This window comes from Lentilactobacillus kefiri (genome assembly GCF_009739535.1).
In the GTDB taxonomy this organism is placed as follows: Bacteria; Bacillota; Bacilli; order Lactobacillales; family Lactobacillaceae; genus Lentilactobacillus; species Lentilactobacillus kefiri.
The window spans coordinates 755,247-781,451 of sequence record NZ_CP029971.1 but is presented as its reverse complement, the minus strand read 5'-3'; the positions used below and the strand labels follow the sequence as shown (position 1 = coordinate 781,451).

Below are 26,205 nucleotides of genomic sequence, written 5' to 3'. Positions count from 1 at the left end.
AAAAAATGATATTGGAACGAAACAATTTTGTCGATATTAAACAAATAACGAATGATCTCAAGGGATCACCCTTTGAAGGCCAAGTTGAAAATTTAAAAGAACTTGCCCAGCTGTACCAGCTGCGTCATTCCGGTGTTAATGAGATTGGAACAAAGCTTGAAAATCTGGATGATGAGTATTCGATGAATTATGACCATAATCCCATTCACCACATGGAAGAGCGGATGAAGAGTGTCCGCAGCCTTGCAGGGAAAGTTGTCAAAAAAGGATTGTCCATGGACTTGGATACCATCCGAAAGAATATCCAAGACATCGGTGGCATTCGGGTGATCACCAATTATATTGATGATGTTTATCGGGTTGAGAGTGCTTTGACTCAGCAGTCCGATGTCACCTTGTTAAAGCGAAAAGACTATATTAAAAACCCCAAGCCAAGTGGTTATCGCAGCCTGCACTTGGTTGTATCAGTACCGGTCTTTCAGTCCAACGGTGTCTTTGACGTTCCAGTTGAAGTCCAGCTACGCACAATCGGAATGGATATGTGGGCCAGCTTGGAGCACAAGTTGAGATATAAGACAAACGTTCCAAAAGAAAAGGTTGATGAGCACGCTGGTAATTTAAAAGAATACGCTGGTGAGCTCTACAATATTGAAACTAAAATGCAGGCAATTTTTGAAGATCTCCAAGGCTGATTTGTGGGTCGATTTGGTTGTACATTCAGCTAATACATCATATAATAATAGTGAAAGGTGAATGAACTAATCACCTGCAAGACAGACGAGGGACATCCGAAAATAATGTAGGTGCTAAGTCAGCGTGCTTAGATCCGAGTAGTCTGCCGGTCCACCCTGCAGAAGATATTAACGAGAAAAAATACCGACCATGAATTGGTCAATGATTGGTTCGCATGCCTTTCAATTGTATATGTATCAGAAAGGGATCTCATCACTCAGAGGGCGATGGGATCCTTTTTTGTGTCAAATTATTTATTTTGAAAATCTTTACTGTATTCATCAACTGCTTTGATCGCTGCGAAAACATCTTCAGGTGTGATGTCAATTGGCATACAGTCCATCGTGTCGTTCTTATCGCAGGCCTGAGTAGCAACTTTCATCAAGTCTTCGTCTGAGGCTGCTCCTAAATGAAGATCAGCTAACGTCGTTGGCAGTCCTAATTTGAGATCGAATTTTAAGAACTTTTCAAATCGGGCGTGGTCGCTGTTGTCTAAAATCAATTCAACCAAAGTCCCGTAGGCAACTTTTTCACCGTGAGTGAGATGATGAATATCACCGGTCAACGCGGTAAACCCGTTGTGAATGGCGTGAGCGGCTGCTAAACCGCCGCTTTCGAAGCCTAAGCCACTTAAAAGAGTGTTGGCTTCAACGATGCGTTCCAGTGCTGGCGTCGCAACGTGGGCCTTATTGGCGGCAATTGCCAAGTCTGCGTATTCAAACAGATTGTCCTCGCAAGCTTGACCAATTGAGCCGGCAACGATGGTTTGCTTGGCGTTTAACATGTTGTCGGCATTGGCTGCCCGGACATCAGTCGCTTCAACATTGGTTGCCAAGGCATCTGCAATCCCTGAGATTAGAAGGTGAACCGGACCGCCAGCAATTACCTTTGTATCCAATAGGACAATTTCAGGATTCTTCTTATAGAAACGATAGTGGTCAAAGGCACCGTCTTCCGTGTAGATAACTGAGAGACGGGAGCAAGGCGCGTCGGTTGAGGCAATGGTTGGGGCAATCATGACAGCGATGTCCAAGTTGTCGGCAATCGCTTTGGCTGAATCGGCAGTCTTACCACCACCCAATCCGATGATGATCTGATCTTCATTGGATTCACCAATTGCGGTTACCCGGTTAATCTCGGAGTTGGAGGCTTCACCCTTAAACTGTGCCAGGGTGACGTCAAAGTCATTATTTTTAAGATAGTCAATAAAGTCATTCCCAACAATCTTTAAAACTGTTGGATCGGAAAGCAAGAGCACTTTCGTACCATATTTTTCAATATATTCGGCGCTGTTAAACAGCTCGCCGGGACCTTGGATATAGGTATTGGGACTTGCAAATAATTCTTTCATATTGAACCCCTCCAAACATAATTGTGATTGTGTTCACAGGTACATTTTAGTTGATTTTTTATAGAAGGTAAATTATTTGAATAGACGAAAAAACCGCAACCAGAAATTTCTGATTGCAGTTTAGATTGTTTATTTACTTAAATCATATTTCACATTGATAATGTAAACCAGTACAGCACCAATTGTCATGGTTACAAACTCACCGATACCAGTGGTCAAGTAGGCACCCCAGAAGGTTGGCCAAAAGGCGTTACTTCCGAGATAGGCAATTTCACCGGCCACGATGAACATGTAAAAGGTTCCGATCAGAACGGATGCAACCAGCTTTAATGGCAGTGACTTGATGAACCGGGTGACAATGTTGATGGTCAAAAGGGCAATCAACGTTTCACCAGTTCCCACAACCATGTCCAGAGGTCCAAGAGATGACATCATGTTCGAAATAAAACATCCAAGCGTGATCGCCACAACGTAGCGCTTATTAAAGACAGCAAGGTTATTCAAGCCTTCTGAAAAGCGGAACTGAACTGGGCCAAAAGCCAAGGGTGCAAAGACCATCGTGATAACGATGTAGAGTGCAGCGACAACAGCAGCTTTCGTGAGGTCACGAACGTTGCTGATGCCAAATAAATTAGTCTTAGAATTCATAACAAATTCCTTCCTCGTTAAATATTCAGTTGTTAAACAACCTTTATAGGTTACCGCTTTTGGGAGCTGAGGTCAAAATGGGGTGGTGGCTTACCTTGTTTTTATTTTCTTTTTGCCGAAACGTGTTTCGACGCAACTGAGGCTAACGTGTAAGACCAAAATGATTTAAATCCAAAAGCAGGATTTTAATCATTTCAGCCTTACACACCGCCTCACCCGTTGCTTGTCACACTCTAATTATTTAAAATCCACAAGAAGATCACGAACACAACCGCCAAGGCATACATCATGGCACTGACTTCTTTGCCACGACGAGCTGCAATCATTGTGATTGGGTAGGTAATGAAGCCAAGGGCAATACCATCAGCAATACTGTAAGTTAATGGCATACCGACAAGGGTAATGAATGCAGGGGCAGCAATTTCAAATTGTTCCCAGTGAACATTTTTAAGTGCTTGAGCCATTAAAATACCCACGATAATCAAGGCTGGGGCAGTAACTTGACTAGTAATAACCGTCAAGAGTGGTGAGAAGAAGGTTCCCAAGATGAAGAGGATTCCGACGATGATGGCAGTGAATCCAGTTCGGCCACCAACAGCAATCCCGGCTGATGATTCAACGAAGGCACCCATTGGAGAAGTTCCCAGAACTGAACCAACCAGCATGGTTGAAGAATCGGCGATCAATGCATGACCGATTCGAGGAATTTTGTTATTCTTGATGAATCCGGCTTGTTCAGCCAATCCAACCAATGTACCGGCAGTATCAAAGAATGTTACCAACAGGAACGTTAGGACAACAACGATTAATTGAACAGAATTGATATCACCAATGTGTGACAATGCAACACCAAAGGTTGGTTTCAAGCTTGGAATTGATGAAACCCATTGGTGTGGTAACGGAATCAGGCCAGTGGACATTCCCAGGATGGCGTTTAAAACCATTCCGATGAAGATTGCACCTGGTACTCGCATACTCATTAAGATAACGGTGATTAACAGGCCGAAGATGGTCAGCCAAGTTGTTCCAACGTGAAGGGAACCCAAGCTGACAAGGGTATCTTTGTTAGCTTGAACCAATCCACCATCACTTAATCCGATAAAGGCAATGAACAGCCCGATACCACCACCGATGGCAGCTTTCAAATCGGCTGGAATTGAATCGATGATCTTTTCACGAAGCTTCAATGCGGTCAAAATCATAAAGATGACTGACGCAACGAAGACACCGGCCAAGGCAGTCTGCCAGGAGACCTTCATGCCGATAACAACTGAATAGGCAAAGAAGGCGTTGATTCCCAAGCTGGCTGAAATAGCAATTGGGTAGTTGGCAATAAAGCCCATCATGAAACAGCCAAATGCAGAAGCAAAGGCAGTCGCAGTGAAGACGGCACCCTTATCCATTCCACTTACCCCAAGCACGTTGGGGTTAACGAACAGAATGTAAACCATTGATACAAACGTCGTAATTCCGGCGATGATTTCCGTACGAAAATTCGTATGGCGCTCATCGAACTCGAAATACTTAGCAATTGAATTTAACATATAATAGCTCCTTCTATAGTTCGGATATAATTTAAAAATTACATATTAATTCTAGCATTATCCGTAAATAGGTTCAATAAACGAATTAAATTAAGTAAAAGTCAGAAATTGTTTATAGTTAGGCTAAAATTGTTATGAAAGTGGTTACAATATTTTTGTAAGCAAAAACCCCAGTGATTTGACCACTGAGGTTCATTTATTAATGAGTCATTTTTATATTCTAAATGCATTATCAATTGTGTTGTACTCTTCGTCAGACAGCGCCACATTCATCGCCTTGGCGTTGCTGCGAACCTGTTCAGCGGTTTTGGCACCGGGGATGACAACACTGATATCTGGATTCTTGATGTACCATGCAAGAACAATTTGGGCAATTGTGGCGTCATGGTTATCTGCGATGGGCTGCAAGTTCTTGACCGATTCGGTAATGGCATGGAATCGGCTGCCGGAAAAGTTGGGATCGTCACTTCGCAAATCATCGTCGGGGAAGTTTACCGGGCTGCCATCATATTTACCTGTCAGCAGGCCCGAAGCAAGTGGGAAGAAGGGGACAAAGGAGATGTTCTCTTTTTCCAAATAAGGGAATAATTCTTTTTCGGCATCACGATGAACAAGGCTGTACTGGTCTTCCACAATGTCGACGTCATGATTCTTGTTGGCTTCCTTGAGTTGATCTAGTGAGAAGTTGGAAACCCCGATCGCTTTAATCAACCCCTGCTTTTTGAGATCCACCAGCTTATTGATTGCTTCATCCTTAGGTGTTTGCTTGTCAGGAAAATGAATGTAAAAGATATCCAGGTAATCTGTCCCAAGACGTTCGAGACTACTCTTTACAAATTTCTCCAAGTCGGCAGGTTGATTACTAATGGAAACTTTATCGCCATTGACAATTTGAGCACCCTTAGTGGCAATCACAACTTTTGAGCGGTCATAGTCTTTGAGCACTTTGCCAATGAGTTCTTCAGAACGGCCAAATCCATAGGCAAAAGCCGTATCCAACATTGTGATGCCACTGTCTAACGCAGCTCGAACGGAATCCATTCCTACCTGCTCATCTAAATTTGGGAACAGGTTATGGCCGCCGACAGCGTTGGTTCCAAATCCAAGTGGTGTGCTGATAACATCTGACTGACCAATTTTGACATTTTCGGACATTTTTACGTCCTCCTTTGATTTTCCATTGTTATTATGGTACACATTAATTATGGTACTTTATTCAAAAATTTAAACCATTTAGATGAGGAAGCACCCAATTTGAAAAAACTATTGATCATTAATCAAAATAGTCCAGTTGTTCCACCTTTTACCGATTTATGTAAACCAAATAATGATATCAAAATTCAAGAATATTCTGGTGATTTGGAATCCGCAGAGAAGTATGAAGAGGTGCTGCCAGACACCAACCTGCTGTTTATTGCGGTTGGCCCCAATGACGCCGACTTATATTTGGAAGCATTGTTTGAAGCGGTTGACGAAATCCAGCCGCCGATCAGCGATATCGTAATGCTTTCATATGCCGGAGTGGATGATGAATTGGATGGCTCAGTTGAGTATCCGGATGTAAAAGACCAAGAAGAATTTATAAAACAGCAAAGATATGCAATAAAGATTGTTGATGAATCTGAAATTCCTTATTCTATAGTTAGGATGAGTCAGTTAAAAGATATGCACACAACCCATTATGAATTATATAATGAAGGAAGTAAGATGCCTGTCCGAACTGTTTCACCACAAGCAGTTGCAAAGCTGGCGTATGAGATGTTGATTGAACAAAAGTTAATCAATCATTCGATCGGGATCACTGATAAATAACGATGGGAGGGCGATATAATGGCTATCAAGCTTGATCCGGAACAAATTAAGCAATTAAAAGATCAATTGGCAGAAGCAAATCGGAATTCCCATTTTGTGATTATATCTGCATTCTCAAAGAAAGAACACAGCAATATAGATATGGTGACTGACTGGCGCAATTACCTTAATATGAAGGAAAATAACGGCGATAATTTCGATTTTCATATCATTCGAGATATTCTGCCAATTACCACCAATTTGGTTTATTGGGCGGTTGCCCAGCAGAATCTGCACACGATTACCACCCAGGGAGATCAAGACGACCAGGCGGTTAATGATTTGGAATTCTATACGAATAAAGTGATGGAAGAAAATAAAGTGCGAGTTTAATATCATTCCAATTCAAAAGGAGCAGGCATTTGCCTGCTCCTTTTAGATTGATTAAACAAACTGAATTCCGCCATCGACAATGATGGTTTGACCGGTAATGTAATCGGACTTTGGATCTGCCAAGAATGAAACCAGGTTGGCAACATCGGCTGGGGTTTCACCACGGCCTAAGGCGATACTGTCAATGTTCTTCTGCAATGTTTCACCTATTGGAACATCATAGATTTTGGCCATTTCAGCGTCAATTTGATCCCACATCTTAGTGAGGACAATACCTGGTGCGTAACTGTTTACAGTGATTTTGTCTTTTGCCAACTCTTGGGCAGCCACTTGGGTCAATCCACGGACCGCAAATTTTGTTGCCGAGTAGGGGCCGAGTAATTCAAATCCTTGATGGCCGGCAATTGAGGAAGCACTGATGATTTTTCCACCGGTTCCCTGTTTCTTGAATTGAGTGGCAGCGGCTTGAATACCAAATAAGACTCCTTTGATGTTGACGCCCATAATCTGGTCAAAGTCTTCTTCTTTAGTATCAAGAATTGTTCCGATTTTAGCAATTCCAGCGTTGTTAACCAACACATCAAGCTTGCCAAAATCATCGATGACATGATCAACCAAATCAAAGACACTCTTCTTGTCGGAAACATCTACATAATAACCTTTGGAATTATTACCAATGTCTTCAGCAACACTTCGGGCATTTTCTTCATTCATATCGGCAACAGCGACTGTCAGTCCATCGTTAACCAACTGACGGGCAATTCCTTCGCCAATACCTTGACCGGATCCAGTTACAATTGCAATTCTTGTCATAATTGTATCCCCCTATGGAATATAGTTCGAAAAATTCACAAACGGTAAGCTTTGAACAACAATTATGTGTAAGCGATAACAGTGCTTTATTACCAGGGATTCTATGTGCTTACATTTAATCATGATTTGTTTAAAAACACAATCATTGTGAATTTTAAATTCGAGATTCTGAATGGGCTTAAATAAGTCTGGTTTAGTTGGGGGATTCCGGTTTGTTTTATTTAGTTGAACGGTGTTTTGACGGCTGAAAGTCTGTTTAGCATACTCCGGGGCCAGAGCAGGCTCACTCATTTTATTATCTGGTATCGGCTGCCTCTCAAACACGCTCCGGGGTCTAATTGTGACCTTTTCAGCTTTTCTTCTACCTAGCTGAAACGTGTTCCTGCAGCCCCGACGACCGTGTGAAACACGTCTAGCCTACTTGGAACCCCTAATGTATAAAAAAGGAATAACCACGACGAACAAGTTCGCCATGGTTATTCCTTTCTTATACACCGGGGTTAACCGGGCTTTGTCAAACTCTGTTTTTTATGTACACCCAGTTTTCGCTGGGCGTTATTAGGAGTAGGGCCTATTAGTATCTGAACTTGAAAGACATATTGGGGGTAGATCGTAAATTCTTGCTTCCGATACTTAATCGTGGAATGCACTAATAGGCTCCATAACAAGATCAATGCAAGCATAAAGCTTTCATTTAGGTCAAATAGATGGATGTAGGTTACATCCAACACTTATGATAGACTCTTTTTGTTAATGTTCAATAATAATGTTCTTGAATTTCACAAATTGTTGTGTTAGCTGTAAATACCCTTGTTAAATCAGGACTTTGACGTTCTTTGACCCTTCACAAAGACTTCTCCTGGTTGCCAAACATTAGGAAAAGACTATGTTAAAATTAAAGTAATTTTAAAGAGGTGAGAGCCGTGACACTACAATTTGTCTTGGGTAAAAATGGACTTGATCATCAAGAAAAAATGGTCGAGATCCTCCAAAAACAAAAGTTAAATCATCCTAACGACCAATTTTTTTATTTAGTTCCAAATCATATTAAATTTGAATCAGAAGTCAGTATTTTAAAACAACTGAGTGATCCAAACGACATAACGACTGCCCAAAGTGACGTGCAGGTATTGTCGTTCACCCGATTGGCATGGTTCTTTTTGAGAAACACGCCGGAATATCAAAAGCAGCGGATCAGTACCGCCGGGATCAACATGTTACTGTATCAAATTATTGTTGATAATGAAGATAAATTAATCTTATTTGATCACGAAATCCACAACCCTGGATTTATCGGCCAGATTGCTTCGCAAATTACCGAAATGCAGGCCGGAAATGTTCTTCCGGAAGATTTACTTGAGATGCTGGAGAATTCAGACAGCACCATTACCAACGATTTGCGCGATAAGCTCCATGATTTTGCCATTATTTACTCGCAATACGTCAAGCAAATTTCAGATAATTACTTTGATAATCACACGGTTCTCAACCTACTGAGTGAAAAATTGGCGGACATTGACTTGTCCGGCTACCACTTCTACATTGCCGAATTTTCAAAATTTACCGCTCAAGAATGTGGTTTAGTTCAAACACTCATCAATCAGGCCGCCTCAGTGACGGTTTCTTTGACGTTGGATCGGCCGTATCCAACCGAACTACCTCAACAGCCCAACCTGTTCTTCCAATCTTCCAAGCTCTTTAACCAGTTGTACCGGTTTGCAGCGGACAATCAGGTTCCCTACTTAAAGGCAGTTATGGCTGACCAACCGAGAATCAGCCCCGATATGCAAAAATTGGAGCAGTACTGGATGACGTCCAGCAGTCTGGGGACGTCTAAAGGTGATAACCAAATTTCACCCAAGTCAGTTCAGATTTATCAAGCTGACAATCTCTATTCTGAGTTAGACCAAGTTGCGACGATGATTCATCAAATGGTCGCAAGCGGGAAATACCGCTACTCCGATTTTTTGATTTTGACACGGCACCTGGATGCCTATCAAAATATTTTAGATCCGGTATTAACGACTCAACAGATTCCGTACTTCAAAGATATTCAAAAGTCCATGGCCGATCATCCATTGGTCGAACTGTTAAGTTCATTGTTCGATATTTATGATCCCAATCGAGCACGCAATTATCGCTACGATGATGTGATGCGTTTCTTAAAGTCCGAACTTGTCCTGCCAATGATTGACGGCAAGCCAATGTCAATTGACGCTTATCGTCAAGCACTGGCTTTAACGGATAACCTGGTATTGAAGAATGCATATGCCGACAGCCGTTGGACTCAAAAAGAAGATTGGCAATATGTCTGGCTTCCGGATAACGATGAAGGACAGACAGCAACTAAGATTACCGATCAGGATCGTGACATTTCCCGACAAATTAACATTATCCGTCATCTGGTGAGGGATTTACTGCCAAAATTTTATAAGAAGTTCTATAAAGCCAAGACCAACCGTGAAGCATCCGGTATTCTCTACCAATTTTTGGCGGATGCAGGCGTCATTGACCGGCTCAAAAGTTGGCGTGACGATGCCACTGATGCCGGTGACATGAATCGTTCCACCCAAGTTGAACAGGTTTGGCGGACATTTTGTTCTCTATTGGATGAATGTGTTCAAATTTTAGGGGACAAGCCCTTTGTTCCAGAGGATTTCTGGTCCTTGATCTATGCCGGATTCCAAGGTGCCGATTATTCTCAAATTCCTTCAACTTTGGATCAGGTCAGCATTTCTGAAAGTGGAATGGTTCAAATGGCCGATCACAAGGTGACGTTCATGATTGGGTCAAACGATGATAATATGCCCGATCGGCTGGTTAACCATAACTTGTTTGGTGACGATGATATCAATCAGCTGCAGAGTAATCTTGGCGATGATCAATACTTAAATGACCCGGCGGATGTTCAAATGGCTTTTGAACCTTATTTGAACTATTTGGCCTTCATGACGGCATCCGAAAAATTAATTTTTACCTACACAAATAAATTAAATGATGAAACAGCCGTGAAACTTTCACCATATGTTTCACGGATTCAACGGTACTTTAATCTACAAATTGTTAACAATCCGGCCATTCCCGATGTGGAACACCAGGTGCTGCCATACGTCGGCACCAAGCTGGGGACTCTGCATCACCTGATTCAGGTTGCCCAAAATACTTATAAAGACAACCTCAATTTAAGCCCGGATTGGGCAGGTATCCTGCGCTATTTAACCAATGATTCAGAGGTTGGCAGGAAAACCGCCAATCTTTTAAAGAGTATCCACTATAAAAATGTGCCAAAGAAATTGGATGACCAGATCATTACTGGTTTGTATGGCTCCGAGTTGAATATCTCAATTTCTCAACTTGAAACCTTCTATAAGAATCCCTACGAATACTTCTTGAAATATGGCTTGAAGCTTCAGGAACGACCGAAGTTTGAACTTTCAACGGCTTCAACCGGAACTTTCTACCACGATGCGATGGATCACATTGTTAAGGAAATTCACGCGCAGTCTATTGATTTGGCAGCATTGTCAGATAAGGATGTTGAAGAACTGGTTAATGAAAACGTTCAGAAGCTGATTGAAGATCCTCAAAACTTTGATTATGTTGTGTTGACCAGTTCCAATCGGATGCACTACATTTCCATGCAGCTGCAGGCGACGATTCAACAGATGGTTCGGACACTACGCGATCAGCAGACGTTAACGCCAATGCGGCCGAAAAATACTGAGCTGATATTTGGCCAGCCCAATCAAAAACAGGCCCTTAAAGGATTGCAGTTCGAGTTGCCCAATGATCGTTCAGTTAAAGTTCGGGGTCGAATTGACCGAATTGATTCAATGACCACCAAAGACAAACGGTATTTTGGAATTGTCGATTACAAGTCATCTGACCGGAAATTTGATTTCAATGCGGCCTACGATGGAACTTCAATGCAGTTACTGACATATTTGGACGTGTTGAAAAACAATCTCCAACAGCTTAATTCCGATGATAAGGATGTGGCGCTTGCCGGCGCACTTTATCTGCATATCTATAATGCGGTGTTCAAGCCCGACGAGCTCAATGGCAAATCGTTTGATCAAGCATTGTTGAAGAAGCATGAGTATAACGGGATTCTGGTACAGGATGATGATTTGCTTGGTGATTTGGAAGATGGGTTAAAGAGCGGCTTTTCGCAGATTTATCCATTCCGAAAGACTGCCAAAGGTTTCACGGGTGCCAAGTCGCTGATTGATCCATTGAAATTGGATGCATTTCTTGAGCACACTGAAAAGCTGATTGTCAGCGCTGCTTCAAAGATTTTCGACGGGGACGATAAGCTGTGGCCGTTTAAGCAGGGCCAGGTGACAGGGATGCAATTTACCCCGTACAAATCAATCATGAATTTTGATCCAATCTTACCGGAGAATCAGTACCGGCCGGTGGATAACGATTCAGTTAAAGATATTTTGAAAAAGTTAGGGGAGGACCAATCCGATGGCATTTAATTACACACCTGATCAGCAAAAAGCAATCAAGGACCGACCCGAAGGCAACATCCTGGTTTCCGCTTCTGCGGGATCCGGGAAAACCCGTGTCCTGGTTGATCGAATTATCGATATGGTTAAAAATCAGCACGTCGATATCGACCAACTGTTGGTTGTAACCTTCACCAACGCCGCCGCTAAAGAAATGCGTCAACGTTTGCAAATTGCGCTTCGAGAAGAATTCAGCAACGCCCCGGAGAATGAAAAGAGCAGGCTGCTGACCCAGATTCAAAAAGTTGCCGTGGCCGATATCACAACGATGGATGCTTATTGTCAAAAATTGGTTGGTCGTTACTACTATTTATTAGGGATTGATCCCAACTTTCGGATTTTAGCTGATGATACTGAAAAGGCACTCTTAAAGGATCAAGTTTGGGACGCTGTTCGTGAAGACCTCTATGGTAATGATGATGACGGTTCATTTGCCCGCCTGACTGAAAACTTTTCCAATGACCGCAGTGATGACGGCTTGGCCGACTTGATTTATCGGCTTGATGAGTTCACCAACGTTACCGACGATCCTGAGGGATGGCTGGACGATGTGACCAACTTTTACGATCTCGATGGCAAAAGTTTGTATGAAAGTGACTTTTACCAGACCAACATTGCGCCTAAAGTGAATGAAGTTTTTACCCGAATTAAGCTGAATCATCGGTATATCATTCAGCTGGCTCGAGGCGGCGACTTGGTCGAAGACGAAAAGGCGTTTACAGATCAGTTAAACATTATCACCAGTCTTCAAAGCTCAATTTCAAAACTTACAACATTTGACGGGATTCGTGAGGCACTGCAGGGATTTGAATTTGTTAAATTACCGACCCTGTCAAAGCCTCAGGGCGATCAAAAGGCCTATCACACCCAAATTAAAGATCTCAATAATCAGAATAAAACCGACTTTGGAAAGCTGTACAGTCAATACTTCAGCCTTGACGAAGAAGCCAATATTAATCTGATGGCTGCCGCTAAAAAGCGGGTTGCCAAGTTGATTGCGGTTGTCCGTGATTTCCGAACTGCCTACACAGCCACAAAGCGCCAACGACATTTGATGGAATTCATTGATATCGAGCAGGCGGCTTATCGAATCTTGGATAGTGACAGTGAACAGGCGCAACAAGTCCAGGAAAAGTTGCGAAATCAATACTATGAAATTATGACCGATGAATATCAGGATAATAACCGGCTGCAGGATGCCATTTTGAATAAATTGGCCAAAAAAGACGGTGGCAACCGCTTTATGGTGGGGGATGCCAAACAATCGATTTATCGATTCAGATTAGCCGATCCCTTGATGTTCATCAATAAACAGAATACTTATGCTTTAGCTGATAACAATAATGAATTAATCACGCTGGCCGATAACTTTCGGTCCGCAGAAAACATTGATCATTTTATTAACCTGATTTTTGAACAGATTATGGATCGCCAGGTTGGAGAAATTGACTATTCCGATGCCAAGCTCCAGTTCGGCGCTAAATATTATCCGGATGATCTTAAGGCTGACGTTTCCGTCATGCTTTATAGCGCGAAGAAGCCGTTGACTGATAACGGCGAACTCCCGTCGGAACAGCAGATGGATGCCGATCAGGGTCAGGTTGAAATGATTGCCCAAAAGATTCGCAGCATCATGGATAACCACAAACAAATTGCCGATGGTGATTCCTATCGGCCGGTTGACTATGGCGACTTCGCTGTGATTTCACCAACCAGAAACAGTCAGCTGACGATGTCCCAAGTCTTCAAAGATTACGGTATTCCGGCAGAAATTACCGGTGCCAAAAGTTATTTGAAGACCACTGAAATTCAAGTGATGCTGTCGCTGCTTTCCATTATTGATAATCCTTACCAGGATATTCCGCTGGTTGCGGTTTTAAGGTCGCCAATTGTTGGCCTGGATGAAAACCAGTTGGCTTATTTGCGGATTAATCAAAAGACTGGAAATTACTATGAATCGGTATTGAAATTTTATCGTGAATACCCGCATTCAGAGCCGAACGAATATGGCCAAACGGTTTATCCGATTATTGATATCTTCTTCAAACAATTGGCCCACTTTAAAAATGTTGCCCAGCAGGATGGTTTGGTGGCATTGATTTGGGAAATTTATCAACAAACCGGTTATTTGGATTATGTCGGCGGGATGCCCGGTGGATACCAACGTCAGACCAATCTTCACGCTTTGTATGAACGGGCAGCCGACTACGAGAAGAATGGTTTCAAAGGGCTGTTCAGATTCGTTTTATTTATTGAACGGATGCAGGACAGAGATGATGATCTGGCGACTGCGGTTCCCAATACTTCCGACAACATGGTTCACGTGATGACCATTCATGGAAGCAAGGGGCTTCAATTCCCGATTGTTTTCTTAAACGATATTGGTAAGCAGTTTAACCAACAAGATACCCGTGGCCGGGCGATATTAAACGACCACCTGGGAATCGGCATTTCTTATTTGAATACTGAAACCAGAGAAATTCAAGAGCCATTGCAAAAGCAAGCCGTCATTGACGTGACCAAGAATGCTGGGTTGTCAGAGGAAATGCGGAAATTATACGTTGCCCTGACCCGTGCCGAACAACGACTGTTTTTGGTGGGGAAGGTGAATCCTGCAAGTGGCGATAAAGGGTCGACACTTGACGTTGAATCAGTTGTTGGTGCTTGGCAGGCAAAGACTGAGGAGACTGACCTCCTGCTGCCGACAGCGGAACGGAATTCGGCCAAAACATATTTGGACTGGATCGGCCCGGCAATTTCAAGACATCCGGTTGTGACAAACACCTATGGTGACAGTCAGATATTCAATAAACTCCAAGATGATCCAAGCAGTTTCACATTGACTTTCTATGACAACACCAAAGTTGTTGAAGGCAAAGAACAAGTCGGAAACGCTGCCGTCGAGCCCCAAGAATGGGTTAAACGGCAGAATCAGACCGGCACTGAGGCAAATGGGAATGCTCAACAGATCGTTGACATAATGAACTTCAAATATCCTCATCAGGCTGCCACCCAGACAACCGCTTATCAGTCGGTTTCTGAAATCAAACGATTATTTGACGATCCCGACAATGTTCAACTGGGCAATTATTCTCAAGTCGACAGCAGTCAAATGATCAAGCCTGGCCGATACACCCAGCCAAGCTTGGCAACGCCGACATTTGTTTCCGAAAACGGCACAAAAAAGCCGGCTCCAACCGAGATTGGGACGGCAACTCATTTAGTCTTACAGCAGGTTGATTTGCATCAACAGCCGACCAAGAAGACGGTTGTTGACCTCATCAGCAACCTGGTTAAGACTGGGATTCTACAGGAAAACGTGGCCGCCCAAATCAACGTTGACGGCATTCTCCGCTTTTATCAAAGCCCGCTTGGTCAAGCTGTCTTGGCCAATCCTGATACCACGTATCGGGAAGTGCCGTTCTCCTTATTGATGAAGGCAAATCAAGCCTTTAAGGACTTTGACAAAAATGATGATCAACGCATCCTGGTTCATGGGATTATTGATGGATACGTTGAAACAAACGACGGGGTCATCTTGTTTGATTACAAGACTGATCGCTTAACCCCAAAGACGACGGTTGAAACGATTCTTGAACGATATGAAGGACAACTGCGACTTTATGGGCAGGCTTTGGAAAAAATTCTTGGGAAACCTATTTCAAAGAAGTACTTGTATCTGTTATCATCAGATCAACTGGTTCCAGTGAAGTAGTTCCACATTATGATTAGATAGGAGATCTTTTGATGGTCAAATTTAATACATTATTGGTTCGTGGCGGCAAGCCCAACGACAATTCAACTGGCGCGGTCAACGTGCCGATTTACAATTCATCAACGTTTAGATACCCGAAGCTGGGCTCTGACGTTAAATGGGATTATGAGCGTTCAGGCAACCCAACTCGGGATGCCGTTGAAGATGTTTGTGCCGAATTGGAAAATGGCGACCGCGGCTTTGCCTTTTCAAGTGGGATGGCTGCTATCCACGCTGCCTTGGCCCTCTTTAAGCCTGGTGATCATATTATTATCGGCGATAACATCTACGGTGGGACTTTCCGTTTGGTTAACGATTTCTTGAAGCCTCGTGGACTGGAATTTACTGAAGTCGATACACAGGATATTGATGCCGTTAAAGCGGCATTTAAGCCGAATACCAAGGGCGTGTACTTTGAACCAGTGACCAATCCACTGCTGAAGGTATCAAGCGTCAAACAAATTGCCAAAGTCGCTCATGAACACGATGCTTTGGTCGTTGTTGATAACACGTTCTTGACACCTTATCTGCAGAAACCATTGGATTTGGGTGCCGACGTTGTCCTTCATTCAGCAACCAAGTACCTCGGCGGCCATTCTGACTTTACTGCCGGGATGATTGTTACCAAGACACCGGAATTAAGCGACCGGATTTACGCTGTCCAAAATACGATTGGTGCGGTTTTGGCACCTCAAGAAGCCAATCTACTGCGTCGGGGAATTCAAACCCTGAACCTGCGGATGGACCGTCATATTCAAAATGCCCAAAAGATTATTGCCTATTTGGAAAGTAATCCCAAGGTATCGAGAATCTATTACCCAACTGTTGATAAATCGAGCAATGATTACAAAATTATCAGCGATGAAGCCAAAGGTGCCGGTGGTGTGCTGTCCTTTGAAATTAAGGATGGACTGGATGCTGCCAAGTTCGTTAACAGCTTAAAATTGATCATCCTAGCCGTTAGCTTGGGAGCTGCTGAAAGTTTGGTTGAAGTGCCGGCATTTATGTCACACTTTGAAATCCCCAAGCCAGAGCGATTGAAAATGGGCATTAAAGACGAGTTGATTCGATTGTCCGTTGGTTTGGAAGACGCCGATGATTTGATTGCCGATTTGGATCAGGCATTTCAACAAATTTAAGAACGTGCCGATCAACCGTTTGTGCTGCAATTAATCGAAAAAATAATAAAAAAAGACCGGGCATAAGTGAAAATACTTATGCGCCGGTCTTTTGCTTAATTGACGTTAATTAAATTAATCAGAATAATTCCCATCACCAGGACAATACTGACAAGCCCGATGGAGAACTTTGTAAACCATTTGCCGTTGACTTTATCGAGAACGAAAAATGTAATGCCCAGACAAATAATACCGATGACGTACATTATGATCAGTGCAGTCTTCACGGCAGCATCATCTTGTGCCATTCATATCACCTCATTAGTCATATTGTACCCCAATTTGTCCGGTTACCCAATAACCAGTTGATAGGCGTAACGAGGGGATGCCTCGCCATCGTTTTCGGCCATATAAATGACACCGCGCTTGGTAAAACCGTTGGTGGTAATAACGTGCTGCATGCCCAGATTGTCAGGGTGGGTATCAATTCGAATGTCTTTGTAGCCAAGAACTCCGGAAATGGTAATCAGGCCGCTGATCATTTTGTCTGACAGATGCTGGCCCCGAAATTCCGATGACATGGCGATTCGGTGAATGGCGGTGTAACGACCATGAACACCGTTAACCCATTCACCGTCATGAATGTTCAAATAGTTAACATCCAGGCCCTGGTGAAGGGCGGCAGTTCCGGCAATCTTGCCATCAACAATCAAAACGTAGGTAATTCCGTTGTTGACATCGGTTTCCAAGTCTTCATAAGCTGGATAACCGTCTTGCCATTGATCGATGCCCTGCTTTTTAAGATAGGCTTTCGCCTCATCAATAATTTTTTTAATTTCTGAAAGATCTTGATTAGTTGCTTGTCGTAGATATGTTGCTGCCAATTAAATCACGTCCCTGCTTAAATTTCTAATTCAATTGATTAGATGAAAATAACACGAGACTGAATTATAGTGCATTATTATTTGGCTTGCAATACAAACGGAACAAAAAAATCTGCTTTCTCATTTTTAGACATAAAAACCCGGTATCGCAGCGTTTGCGACTACCGGGTTTCTTATTTAAAATGAGTTTCTAAAAGCAATTGCGAAGATAAAAAGTGATTCAATTGGAAGAATTACTTCTTATCACCTTTGTCATCATCTAAAACATCGTTGACTTTTTCCGATGCTTTTTCTTTTACATCTTCAACTTTATCTTTTGCATTACCGGATGTTTTCTGGGCTTTCCCCTTTAATTTCAACTTATCGTTGCCGGTTACGTCACCAACAGTTTCCTTTACCTTGCCGACTAATTTATCAGTCTCGTTTTTTAGTTTTCCCATGATACACACATCCTTTCCTTATTTGTATCATAAGAATAACTGCTTTTTGATTAAAGCACAAAAATAAAGCTTGGAAATTCAAAAAAATATTAAAGAGTGATTAATTGTGCCTTTGGAAGCATTGATTAGCGCTCGTTTATGATATTATAGTCTTAATACTAGGGGGTGGTTTCGAAATGAATAAAGCCAATCCATCGGCAAATGATTCCGATACCCGTTCAAAACAGCAAAAAATACTGAGCATGTTGGGATTAATGACTTCTAAAGTCCTCGGAGAAAATACATTCGCCAAGAGCTCAATTTATTCTGAACGCATCACCAGAGGATTACGTTCATTTTTACCAAAGCCACTGCTGCCAAGTGCTTCGTTAGCAGAATTTAAAATGTCCAAAGAAATTCAAATGGGCTATTTGGTTGCAGCTAAAGACTTGAAAGATGTGACAATTGATCAATTTAACTACATGTCACTTTGGGCTACTGGAGACAGTGACAGCTCAGTTGTTGACCGGGCTGCGGGGATGAACTTTTCCGAATATCTCAGTCAAAGCAAGACGCCTGACAAATTTGTCGTCGGCTATAAGACGGCCGTTATTCAATTTGTCCGAGCAATTGCGGGGACTGGTGGGGTTGTCTTTCGGATTAATTCTGCCTTGCAGAAACTGGATCTTAACCAGCAAAACGATCTCGTCAACAAATGGTTTAACCAAGTCAATTCGTATATGAACGGGGCCTCTCCCTTTAAACCGATTAACAATGAAACCAAGAAAGCATCGGATTCTGATGAAGCAATTGCTGCCGGAGTTTCGAAAGAAATCAACGATGGGTATTTAAATAATCATCCAGTTGGCGATTCACAGAAGTCACTTCTTGAAAATTATTCCTATAATGAAGATGATTTCACGGATGAGCACGACTTACCCAAGATGATGACTGATTCAATTGGGAAAGTTTCTCTGAGTGGTGACATCAATGCCTTCGTTAATAATACTTTGTCGGGAATGCTGAATGCACTGGCATCTCTAGGCCTCTATGCCCTCGTTTATCAGGACTTCAATCCAGCCAACCCTGATTTGGTCGGTGCTCCGGCGACTGATTCGATTGATCAGGAAACCGTTATATCACAGACGCGAACAGCAATTTTAAAAGTTGGCCGTTATTTTGATTTACCAAAATCCTGTGCTGATTTGGCTGACAAATTAGGCGTTCTTGATTTAAGTAATGCCGGAAGTGCCCGAAATGCCAAACACCAGAATTACCGATTACGATACAGCCGGGTATTGGAAAAGGATCAGCCGGCAGTCAATGATCGTGGTGAAACGGTTAAAGTCAGCTATGGAATCTTTGAAACGACTCATCACATCTTACAAAACAGTTTTCTGCTGCCGCTAATGGTTCAATACACAACTATCCGAAATCAGCTGCTTCAGCAAATTGCTGATGGTCAGTACACAACCAGCCGAAATGTTTCCAAGCCGAACTTTGATCTTGTCGACAATCTTCTTGAGTATGTGGATGCGTTGGCGCGTTATCAAATCGATCAGCTCATGGGATTAGTTGAACGCGGTCAAAAAGACTACGAAGGATTATCACAAGCAGGCACTTTCAGTGCGTTCAGCCATTTAATGCGGGTAGCACCTGAAGTCAAAGCCGTTAATCCGGCATATGCGGATATGACAAAAGCCACCAAGCATTTATATTATTGGTTGTATCAATCGTCATTTAAGGACAGCTTACCTGACGATGAACACGCAAAAATCTAATGTAAATTAAAAGGCCGTCACCAATTGCAACTTGGTGACGGTCTATTTGTATCTTTAAATTAATTTCACTGCAAGAGCGGAACCCATACCGCCACCCATACATAAAGCGGCAATCCCCAGTTCCTGATTTGTTCGTTTCAGATTATGCAGTAGTGTCGTAACAATCCGGGCACCGGAATCACCAAGCGGGTGACCCAATGCAATTGCCCCGCCGTTAATATTGACGCGATCCATTGAAATCCCCAAATCACGAACGACGGCCACTGATTGAGATGCAAATGCTTCGTTAATTTCGTATAAATCAATATTGGATACGTTCATTTTTAACTGAGCAACCAATTTATTAATTGCCAGATAGGGTGCATATCCCATGACAGTTGGATCAATCCCACATTCGGTGTAACCGAGGACTTCAGCCATTGGTGTCAGCCCCAGTTCGTTTGCCCGATCTTCAGTCATCATTAAGAGTGCGGAGGCACCGTCATTTAACGGGGCACTGTTTCCCGCGGTGACTGTTCCACCTGATTTAAACACGGGAGGCAGTTTAGCCAGCTTTTCAATACTGGTATCGGTTCGTATTGATTCATCCTGGTTGACGGTGATTGTACTGTTGGCTTTCCGCTGAGACATTTCGATTGGTACCATTTCTTTGTCAAAGTAATGATGGGCAGTTGCAAATGCGGCTCGTTGATGTGACTGCAAGGCGAATTGATCCTGCTCATTCCGTGACACGTGGTACTGGTCAGCAACGTTTTCGGCTGTCATGCCCATGGGTTCATTTGTCTGTGAGTCATTGAGACCGTCTCGTTGGAGTCCATCGTATAGGGTAACTGGGCCGAACTTGGTTGATTTTCGCTGCGACATGTTCAAGTAAGGGACGTTGGACATACTTTCGGTTCCACCGGCAACGATTGTTTGAGCTTCGCCAAGTAGAAGTGAAGAACATGCTTGATGGATGGCTTGAAGCCCGGAGCCACAGACCTGGTTGACGGTATATGCTGTTTTATTTTGAGAAATTCTACTATTAAGTTCAATTTGTCGAGCAATGTTTTGACCATTTCCGGCTTGAATGGCATTTCCGAATATTACCTGGTCAACCTGACTGGGTGCAATGACAGTTGAAGCCAGTAATTTCTTTACAACTGTTGAACCAAGTTGTTCAGCCGTTAATGAAGATAATGCACCATTTAGTCTGCCAATGGGTGATCGTTTGGCATCAATGATTACGATTTTTTTCAAAAGCTTACAGTTCCTTTCGTGATGATTTCAATTGCAAGTATACAGGTATCCGAGGGGCTTTGGGGAGGTTTTGACCTCACTATTAACAATCTTTAACCTTTCAATTTGTCGATTAATTGAATGAATTTCAAATTAGTTGTTGACCTCGGTTCAAATTCCTGATAATATATTATTCGTTGCTTCAATGACATGAACACATATACCAATTGCCAATTAAAAAGTTTTTGTTGACTTGCAAGATTGGCTGTTATATAATTGTTATTGCTGTTAGAGGCAAGGAACGTAAGGATTTGAATATGCGAACGATTTTCATCGTTTCATCAAAAATGTTTGTGTTTCAATGTAGACCTTTGAAAACTGAACAAAATTTTCGACAAACAAATGTGCAGGGCGCTTCGATCTTTTGATTGAGGCCAAACATTTGCGAAGTCAATTCGTAATAACAAATAATAAATTTAAATCATGAGCTATAACAGGCTTATCATTTTAAAACATTTTAAGATGAGAGTTTGATCCTGGCTCAGGACGAACGCTGGCGGCGTGCCTAATACATGCAAGTCGAACGCGTTTCCATTATTGATTTTAGATGCTTGCATTTAAATGATTTAACACGAAACGAGTGGCGAACTGGTGAGTAACACGTGGGTAACCTGCCCTTGAAGTAGGGGATAACACTTGGAAACAGGTGCTAATACCGTATAACAACCAAAACCACATGGTTTTGGTTTAAAAGATGGCTTCGGCTATCACTTTAGGATGGACCCGCGGCGTATTAGCTTGTTGGTAAGGTAATGGCCTACCAAGGCAATGATACGTAGCCGACCTGAGAGGGTAATCGGCCACATTGGGACTGAGACACGGCCCAAACTCCTACGGGAGGCAGCAGTAGGGAATCTTCCACAATGGACGAAAGTCTGATGGAGCAACGCCGCGTGAGTGATGAAGGGTTTCGGCTCGTAAAACTCTGTTGTTGGAGAAGAACAGGTGTCAGAGTAACTGTTGACATCTTGACGGTATCCAACCAGAAAGCCACGGCTAACTACGTGCCAGCAGCCGCGGTAATACGTAGGTGGCAAGCGTTGTCCGGATTTATTGGGCGTAAAGCGAGCGCAGGCGGTTTCTTAGGTCTGATGTGAAAGCCTTCGGCTTAACCGGAGAAGTGCATCGGAAACCAGGAGACTTGAGTGCAGAAGAGGACAGTGGAACTCCATGTGTAGCGGTGAAATGCGTAGATATATGGAAGAACACCAGTGGCGAAGGCGGCTGTCTGGTCTGTAACTGACGCTGAGGCTCGAAAGCATGGGTAGCGAACAGGATTAGATACCCTGGTAGTCCATGCCGTAAACGATGAGTGCTAAGTGTTGGAGGGTTTCCGCCCTTCAGTGCTGCAGCTAACGCATTAAGCACTCCGCCTGGGGAGTACGACCGCAAGGTTGAAACTCAAAGGAATTGACGGGGGCCCGCACAAGCGGTGGAGCATGTGGTTTAATTCGATGCTACGCGAAGAACCTTACCAGGTCTTGACATCTTCTGCCAACCTAAGAGATTAGGCGTTCCCTTCGGGGACAGAATGACAGGTGGTGCATGGTTGTCGTCAGCTCGTGTCGTGAGATGTTGGGTTAAGTCCCGCAACGAGCGCAACCCTTATTGTTAGTTGCCAGCATTCAGTTGGGCACTCTAGCAAGACTGCCGGTGACAAACCGGAGGAAGGTGGGGATGACGTCAAATCATCATGCCCCTTATGACCTGGGCTACACACGTGCTACAATGGACGGTACAACGAGTCGCGAAACCGCGAGGTCAAGCTAATCTCTTAAAGCCGTTCTCAGTTCGGATTGCAGGCTGCAACTCGCCTGCATGAAGTTGGAATCGCTAGTAATCGTGGATCAGCATGCCACGGTGAATACGTTCCCGGGCCTTGTACACACCGCCCGTCACACCATGAGAGTTTGTAACACCCAAAGCCGGTGAGGTAACCTTCGGGGACCAGCCGTCTAAGGTGGGACAGATGATTAGGGTGAAGTCGTAACAAGGTAGCCGTAGGAGAACCTGCGGCTGGATCACCTCCTTTCTAAGGAAAAACGGAATCCTGCACATTGTCGAAAGTTTTGTTTAGTTTTGAGAGGTCTACTCTCAATTCGTTCTTTGAAAACTAGATAATATTAATTTTCTGTAATAATTTTTTTGAAATTGTATTTAATATAATTTCAACCGAGAATACCGCGTTATTTTGAGTTTGTTAACTAGAAAAAATCGCAAATACTCAATTAACTTTGCATCACGTAGTGATGTACAGGTTAAGTTAAAAAGGGCGCATGGTGGATGCCTTGGCACTAGAAGCCGATGAAGGACGGGACTAACACCGATATGCTTCGGGGAGCTGTACGTAAGCTTTGATCCGGAGATTTCCGAATGGGGAAACCCAGCAGCTTTAATCAGCTGTTACTATATCGTGAATTCATAGCGATATAGAGGTAGACGTGGGGAACTGAAACATCTCAGTACCCACAGGAGCAGAAAGAAATTTCGATTCCCTAAGTAGCGGCGAGCGAACGGGGAACAGCCCAAACCAACGAGCTTGCTCGTTGGGGTTGTAGGACTGAACATTTGAGTTACCAAAGTTGTTGATAATCGAACAATCTGGGAAGGTTGGCGAAACAGGGTGATAGCCCCGTAGGTGAAATCAATGACCCTCAGTTCAGGATCCTGAGTACGGCGACACACGTGAAACGTCGTCGGAATCCGGGAGGACCATCTCCCAAGGCTAAATACTCTCTAGTGACCGATAGTGTACCAGTACCGTGAGGGAAAGGTGAAAAGCACCCCGGAAGGGGAGTGAAATAGTTCCTGAAACCATGTGCCTACAAGCAGTTAGAGCCCGTTAATGGGTGATAGCGTGCCTCTTGTAGAATGAACCGGCGAGTTACGGTAACATGCAAGGTTAAGGTTTAAAAGCCGGAGCCGCAGCGAAAGCGAGTCTGAAATGGGCGTTTAAGTATGTTGCTGTAGACCCGAAACCAGGTGATCTACCCATGTCCAGGGTGAAGGTGCGGTAAAACGCGCTGGAGGCCCGAACCCGTGTACGTTGAAAAGTGCTGGGATGAGGTGTGGGTAGCGGTGAAATTCCAAACGAACTTGGAGATAGCTGGTTCTCTCCGAAATAGCTTTAGGGCTAGCCTCGGACGTAGAATCATGGAGGTAGAGCCACTGTTTGGACGAGGGGCCCGTCATGGGTTACTAAATTCAGATAAACTCCGAATACCATTGATTTTTATCCGGGAGTCAGACGGTGAGTGATAAGATCCATCGTCAAAAGGGGAACAGCCCAGACCACCAGTTAAGGTCCCTAAATACATGCTAAGTGGAAAAGGATGTGGAGTTGCATAGACAACTAGGATGTTGGCTCAGAAGCAGCCACCATTTAAAGAGTGCGTAATAGCTCACTAGTCGAGTGATTCCGCGCCGAAAATTTACCGGGGCTAAGCATATTACCGAGACTGTGGACTTGACCATTAGGTCAAGTGATAGGAGAGCGTTCTAAGGGCAATGAAGCCAGACCGTAAGGACTGGTGGAGCGCTTAGAAGTGAGAATGCCGGTATGAGTAGCGAAAAATCAGTGAGAATCTGATTCACCGAATGACTAAGGTTTCCTGGGGAAGGCTCGTCCTCCCAGGGTTAGTCGGGACCTAAGCCGAGGCCGAAAGGCGTAGGCGATGGATAACAGGTTGAGATTCCTGTACTAGTTGATTATGTTTGAGCGATGGAGGGACGCAGGAGGCTAAGTTGTGCATCCAGCTGGAAACGGATGTTTAAGCCACAAGTCAGTCAAAGAGTTAAATGCTTTTTGGCGGGTTGACAAGTGGTGATGAGGACCGAAATTTAAGTAGGGAAGCAACCAACGTCACACTGCCGAGAAAAGCTTCTAGTGAGTAATCAACTACCCGTACCGCAAACCGACACAGGTAGTCGAGGAGAGAATCCTCAGGTGAGCGAGTGAACTCTTGTTAAGGAACTCGGCAAAATGACCCCGTAACTTCGGGAGAAGGGGTGCTGTGCGCAAGCACAGCCGCAGTGAAAAGGCCCAGGCGACTGTTTATCAAAAACACAGGTTTCTGCAAAATCGTAAGATGACGTATAGGGGCTGACGCCTGCCCGGTGCTGGAAGGTTAAGTGGATGAGTTAGCTTCGGCGAAGCCCAGAAATGAAGCCCCAGTAAACGGCGGCCGTAACTATAACGGTCCTAAGGTAGCGAAATTCCTTGTCGGGTAAGTTCCGACCCGCACGAAAGGCGTAACGATCTGGGCACTGTCTCAACAAGAGACTCGGTGAAATTAAGATACCTGTGAAGAAGCAGGTTACCCGCGACAGGACGGAAAGACCCCATGGAGCTTTACTGTAGCTTGATATTGGGTGTTGACACAGCTTGTACAGGATAGGTAGGAGCCATTGAGGCCGGAACGCTAGTTTCGGCAGAGGCGTTGGTGGGATACTACCCTCGCTGTGTGAACACTCTAACCCGCGCCACTTAGCGTGGCGGGAGACAGTGTCAGGTAGGCAGTTTGACTGGGGCGGTCGCCTCCCAAACAGTAACGGAGGCGCCCAAAGGTTCCCTCAGAATGGTTGGAAATCATTCAACGAGTGTAAAGGCAGAAGGGAGCTTGACTGCGAGACAGACAGGTCGAGCAGGGACGAAAGTCGGGCTTAGTGATCCGGTGGTACCGTATGGAAGGGCCATCGCTCAACGGATAAAAGCTACCCTGGGGATAACAGGCTTATCTCCCCCAAGAGTCCACATCGACGGGGAGGTTTGGCACCTCGATGTCGGCTCATCGCATCCTGGGGCTGTAGTCGGTCCCAAGGGTTGGGCTGTTCGCCCATTAAAGCGGTACGCGAGCTGGGTTCAGAACGTCGTGAGACAGTTCGGTCCCTATCCGTCGCGGGCGTAGGAAATTTGAGAGGAGCTGTCCTTAGTACGAGAGGACCGGGATGGACATACCGCTGGTGTACCAGTTGCGCCGCCAGGCGCATCGCTGGGTAGCTACGTATGGATGAGATAAACGCTGAAAGCATCTAAGTGTGAAACTCACCTCAAGATGAGATTTCCCATTCCTATATGGAAGTAAGACCCCTGAAAGATGATCAGGTAGATAGGTTGGAAGTGGAAGTGCAGTGATGTACGGAGCGGACCAATACTAATCGGTCGAGGACTTAACCAAGTAGAAAT

At 44.0% G+C, this 26,205-nt stretch carries 16 protein-coding genes and 2 rRNA genes; 9 read left to right on the top strand and 9 right to left on the bottom strand.

Going from position 1 to position 26,205, the window contains the following annotated elements; all coding sequences use genetic code 11:
• Window positions 1-5 precede the first annotated feature (5 nt).
• Window positions 6-692 (top strand): GTP pyrophosphokinase, encoded by a 687-nt coding sequence (locus tag DNL43_RS03960; protein WP_054769308.1) that lies wholly within the window; start codon window positions 6-8, stop codon window positions 690-692.
• 290 nt (window positions 693-982) lie between these two features.
• Here the strand turns inward: DNL43_RS03960 and DNL43_RS03955 are convergent, their stop codons facing one another.
• The 4 genes from DNL43_RS03955 to DNL43_RS03940 all read right to left on the bottom strand — a co-directional run bounded on the left by DNL43_RS03955 (window position 983) and on the right by DNL43_RS03940 (window position 5,430).
• The gene (locus DNL43_RS03955) at window positions 983-2,083 is read right to left on the bottom strand and encodes a glycerol dehydrogenase (protein ID WP_056981551.1); all 1,101 of its coding nucleotides are present in this window, start codon (window positions 2,081-2,083) and stop codon (window positions 983-985) included.
• Window positions 2,084-2,212: 129 nt separating this feature from the next.
• The gene (locus DNL43_RS03950) at window positions 2,213-2,731 is read right to left on the bottom strand and encodes a QueT transporter family protein (RefSeq protein WP_056981549.1); all 519 of its coding nucleotides are present in this window, start codon (window positions 2,729-2,731) and stop codon (window positions 2,213-2,215) included.
• A 233-nt stretch (window positions 2,732-2,964) separates the two neighbouring features.
• Complete coding sequence (locus tag DNL43_RS03945) at window positions 2,965-4,275, bottom strand: NCS2 family permease (protein WP_054769307.1); 1,311 nt, start codon at window positions 4,273-4,275, stop codon at window positions 2,965-2,967.
• A gap of 213 nt (window positions 4,276-4,488) precedes the next feature.
• Window positions 4,489-5,430 (bottom strand): aldo/keto reductase, encoded by a 942-nt coding sequence (locus DNL43_RS03940; protein WP_056981548.1) that lies wholly within the window; start codon window positions 5,428-5,430, stop codon window positions 4,489-4,491.
• A 99-nt stretch (window positions 5,431-5,529) separates the two neighbouring features.
• Between DNL43_RS03940 and DNL43_RS03935 the strand changes: the two genes are divergently transcribed.
• Window positions 5,530-6,087, top strand: a complete 558-nt coding sequence (locus tag DNL43_RS03935) for an NAD(P)H-binding protein (protein ID WP_054769306.1) — start codon at window positions 5,530-5,532, stop codon at window positions 6,085-6,087.
• Window positions 6,088-6,105: 18 nt separating this feature from the next.
• Window positions 6,106-6,459, top strand: a complete 354-nt coding sequence (locus DNL43_RS03930; RefSeq protein ID WP_054769305.1) for a hypothetical protein — start codon at window positions 6,106-6,108, stop codon at window positions 6,457-6,459.
• Window positions 6,460-6,510: 51 nt separating this feature from the next.
• Here DNL43_RS03930 and DNL43_RS03925 read toward each other — a convergent pair whose 3' ends face one another.
• Complete coding sequence (locus tag DNL43_RS03925) at window positions 6,511-7,272, bottom strand: acetoin reductase (RefSeq protein ID WP_056981546.1); 762 nt, start codon at window positions 7,270-7,272, stop codon at window positions 6,511-6,513.
• A gap of 923 nt (window positions 7,273-8,195) precedes the next feature.
• Between DNL43_RS03925 and DNL43_RS03920 the strand changes: the two genes are divergently transcribed.
• Genes DNL43_RS03920 through DNL43_RS03910 form a run of 3 tightly spaced genes read left to right on the top strand, consistent with a single transcriptional unit; the run spans window position 8,196 to window position 16,679 of the window.
• The gene (locus DNL43_RS03920; RefSeq protein ID WP_056981542.1) at window positions 8,196-11,756 is read left to right on the top strand and encodes a PD-(D/E)XK nuclease family protein; all 3,561 of its coding nucleotides are present in this window, start codon (window positions 8,196-8,198) and stop codon (window positions 11,754-11,756) included.
• Window positions 11,746-15,501, top strand: coding sequence for a helicase-exonuclease AddAB subunit AddA (gene addA, locus DNL43_RS03915; protein WP_056981541.1), 3,756 nt, complete (start codon window positions 11,746-11,748; stop codon window positions 15,499-15,501). The genes DNL43_RS03920 and addA overlap by 11 nt, the downstream gene beginning before the upstream one ends.
• A gap of 32 nt (window positions 15,502-15,533) precedes the next feature.
• Window positions 15,534-16,679, top strand: a complete 1,146-nt coding sequence (locus DNL43_RS03910; RefSeq protein WP_054769777.1) for a trans-sulfuration enzyme family protein — start codon at window positions 15,534-15,536, stop codon at window positions 16,677-16,679.
• A 95-nt stretch (window positions 16,680-16,774) separates the two neighbouring features.
• Here the strand turns inward: DNL43_RS03910 and DNL43_RS03905 are convergent, their stop codons facing one another.
• From DNL43_RS03905 to DNL43_RS03895, 3 genes are all read right to left on the bottom strand, one after another.
• On the bottom strand, window positions 16,775-16,966 hold the full coding sequence (locus tag DNL43_RS03905) for a hypothetical protein (RefSeq protein ID WP_054769776.1): 192 nt from the start codon (window positions 16,964-16,966) through the stop codon (window positions 16,775-16,777).
• Between the two features lie 42 nt (window positions 16,967-17,008).
• Window positions 17,009-17,542, bottom strand: a complete 534-nt coding sequence (locus tag DNL43_RS03900; RefSeq protein WP_056981539.1) for a GNAT family N-acetyltransferase — start codon at window positions 17,540-17,542, stop codon at window positions 17,009-17,011.
• Between the two features lie 233 nt (window positions 17,543-17,775).
• On the bottom strand, window positions 17,776-17,982 hold the full coding sequence (locus tag DNL43_RS03895; protein WP_054769775.1) for a CsbD family protein: 207 nt from the start codon (window positions 17,980-17,982) through the stop codon (window positions 17,776-17,778).
• A gap of 176 nt (window positions 17,983-18,158) precedes the next feature.
• On the opposite strand from DNL43_RS03895, the gene DNL43_RS03890 reads away from it, so the two are divergent.
• Entirely contained in the window at window positions 18,159-19,742 is a 1,584-nt protein-coding gene (locus tag DNL43_RS03890; RefSeq protein ID WP_056981536.1) for a hypothetical protein, read from the top strand.
• 54 nt (window positions 19,743-19,796) lie between these two features.
• Here the strand turns inward: DNL43_RS03890 and DNL43_RS03885 are convergent, their stop codons facing one another.
• A complete protein-coding gene (locus DNL43_RS03885; RefSeq protein ID WP_054769774.1) occupies window positions 19,797-20,981 on the bottom strand; it encodes a thiolase family protein in 1,185 nt (394 codons plus the stop codon).
• 497 nt (window positions 20,982-21,478) lie between these two features.
• On the opposite strand from DNL43_RS03885, the gene DNL43_RS03880 reads away from it, so the two are divergent.
• Window positions 21,479-23,052, top strand: a 16S ribosomal RNA gene (locus tag DNL43_RS03880).
• Between the two features lie 224 nt (window positions 23,053-23,276).
• A 23S ribosomal RNA gene (locus DNL43_RS03875) occupies window positions 23,277-26,197 on the top strand.
• The 16S and 23S rRNA genes sit together here, the layout of an rRNA operon.
• Window positions 26,198-26,205: the final 8 nt, after the last annotated feature.

What these genes read in the sequence shown, in the direction of transcription:
- DNL43_RS03960 (WP_054769308.1), top strand. Translation starts at nt 6, where the DNA reads ATGATATTGGAACGAAACAATTTTGTCGATATTAAACAAATAACGAAT.
- DNL43_RS03955 (WP_056981551.1), bottom strand. Translation starts at nt 2,083, where the DNA reads ATGAAAGAATTATTTGCAAGTCCCAATACCTATATCCAAGGTCCCGGC.
- DNL43_RS03950 (WP_056981549.1), bottom strand. Translation starts at nt 2,731, where the DNA reads ATGAATTCTAAGACTAATTTATTTGGCATCAGCAACGTTCGTGACCTC.
- DNL43_RS03945 (WP_054769307.1), bottom strand. Translation starts at nt 4,275, where the DNA reads ATGTTAAATTCAATTGCTAAGTATTTCGAGTTCGATGAGCGCCATACG.
- DNL43_RS03940 (WP_056981548.1), bottom strand. Translation starts at nt 5,430, where the DNA reads ATGTCCGAAAATGTCAAAATTGGTCAGTCAGATGTTATCAGCACACCA.
- DNL43_RS03930 (WP_054769305.1), top strand. Translation starts at nt 6,106, where the DNA reads ATGGCTATCAAGCTTGATCCGGAACAAATTAAGCAATTAAAAGATCAA.
- DNL43_RS03925 (WP_056981546.1), bottom strand. Translation starts at nt 7,272, where the DNA reads ATGACAAGAATTGCAATTGTAACTGGATCCGGTCAAGGTATTGGCGAA.
- addA (WP_056981541.1), top strand. Translation starts at nt 11,746, where the DNA reads ATGGCATTTAATTACACACCTGATCAGCAAAAAGCAATCAAGGACCGA.
- DNL43_RS03910 (WP_054769777.1), top strand. Translation starts at nt 15,534, where the DNA reads ATGGTCAAATTTAATACATTATTGGTTCGTGGCGGCAAGCCCAACGAC.
- DNL43_RS03905 (WP_054769776.1), bottom strand. Translation starts at nt 16,966, where the DNA reads ATGGCACAAGATGATGCTGCCGTGAAGACTGCACTGATCATAATGTAC.
- DNL43_RS03895 (WP_054769775.1), bottom strand. Translation starts at nt 17,982, where the DNA reads ATGGGAAAACTAAAAAACGAGACTGATAAATTAGTCGGCAAGGTAAAG.
- DNL43_RS03890 (WP_056981536.1), top strand. Translation starts at nt 18,159, where the DNA reads ATGAATAAAGCCAATCCATCGGCAAATGATTCCGATACCCGTTCAAAA.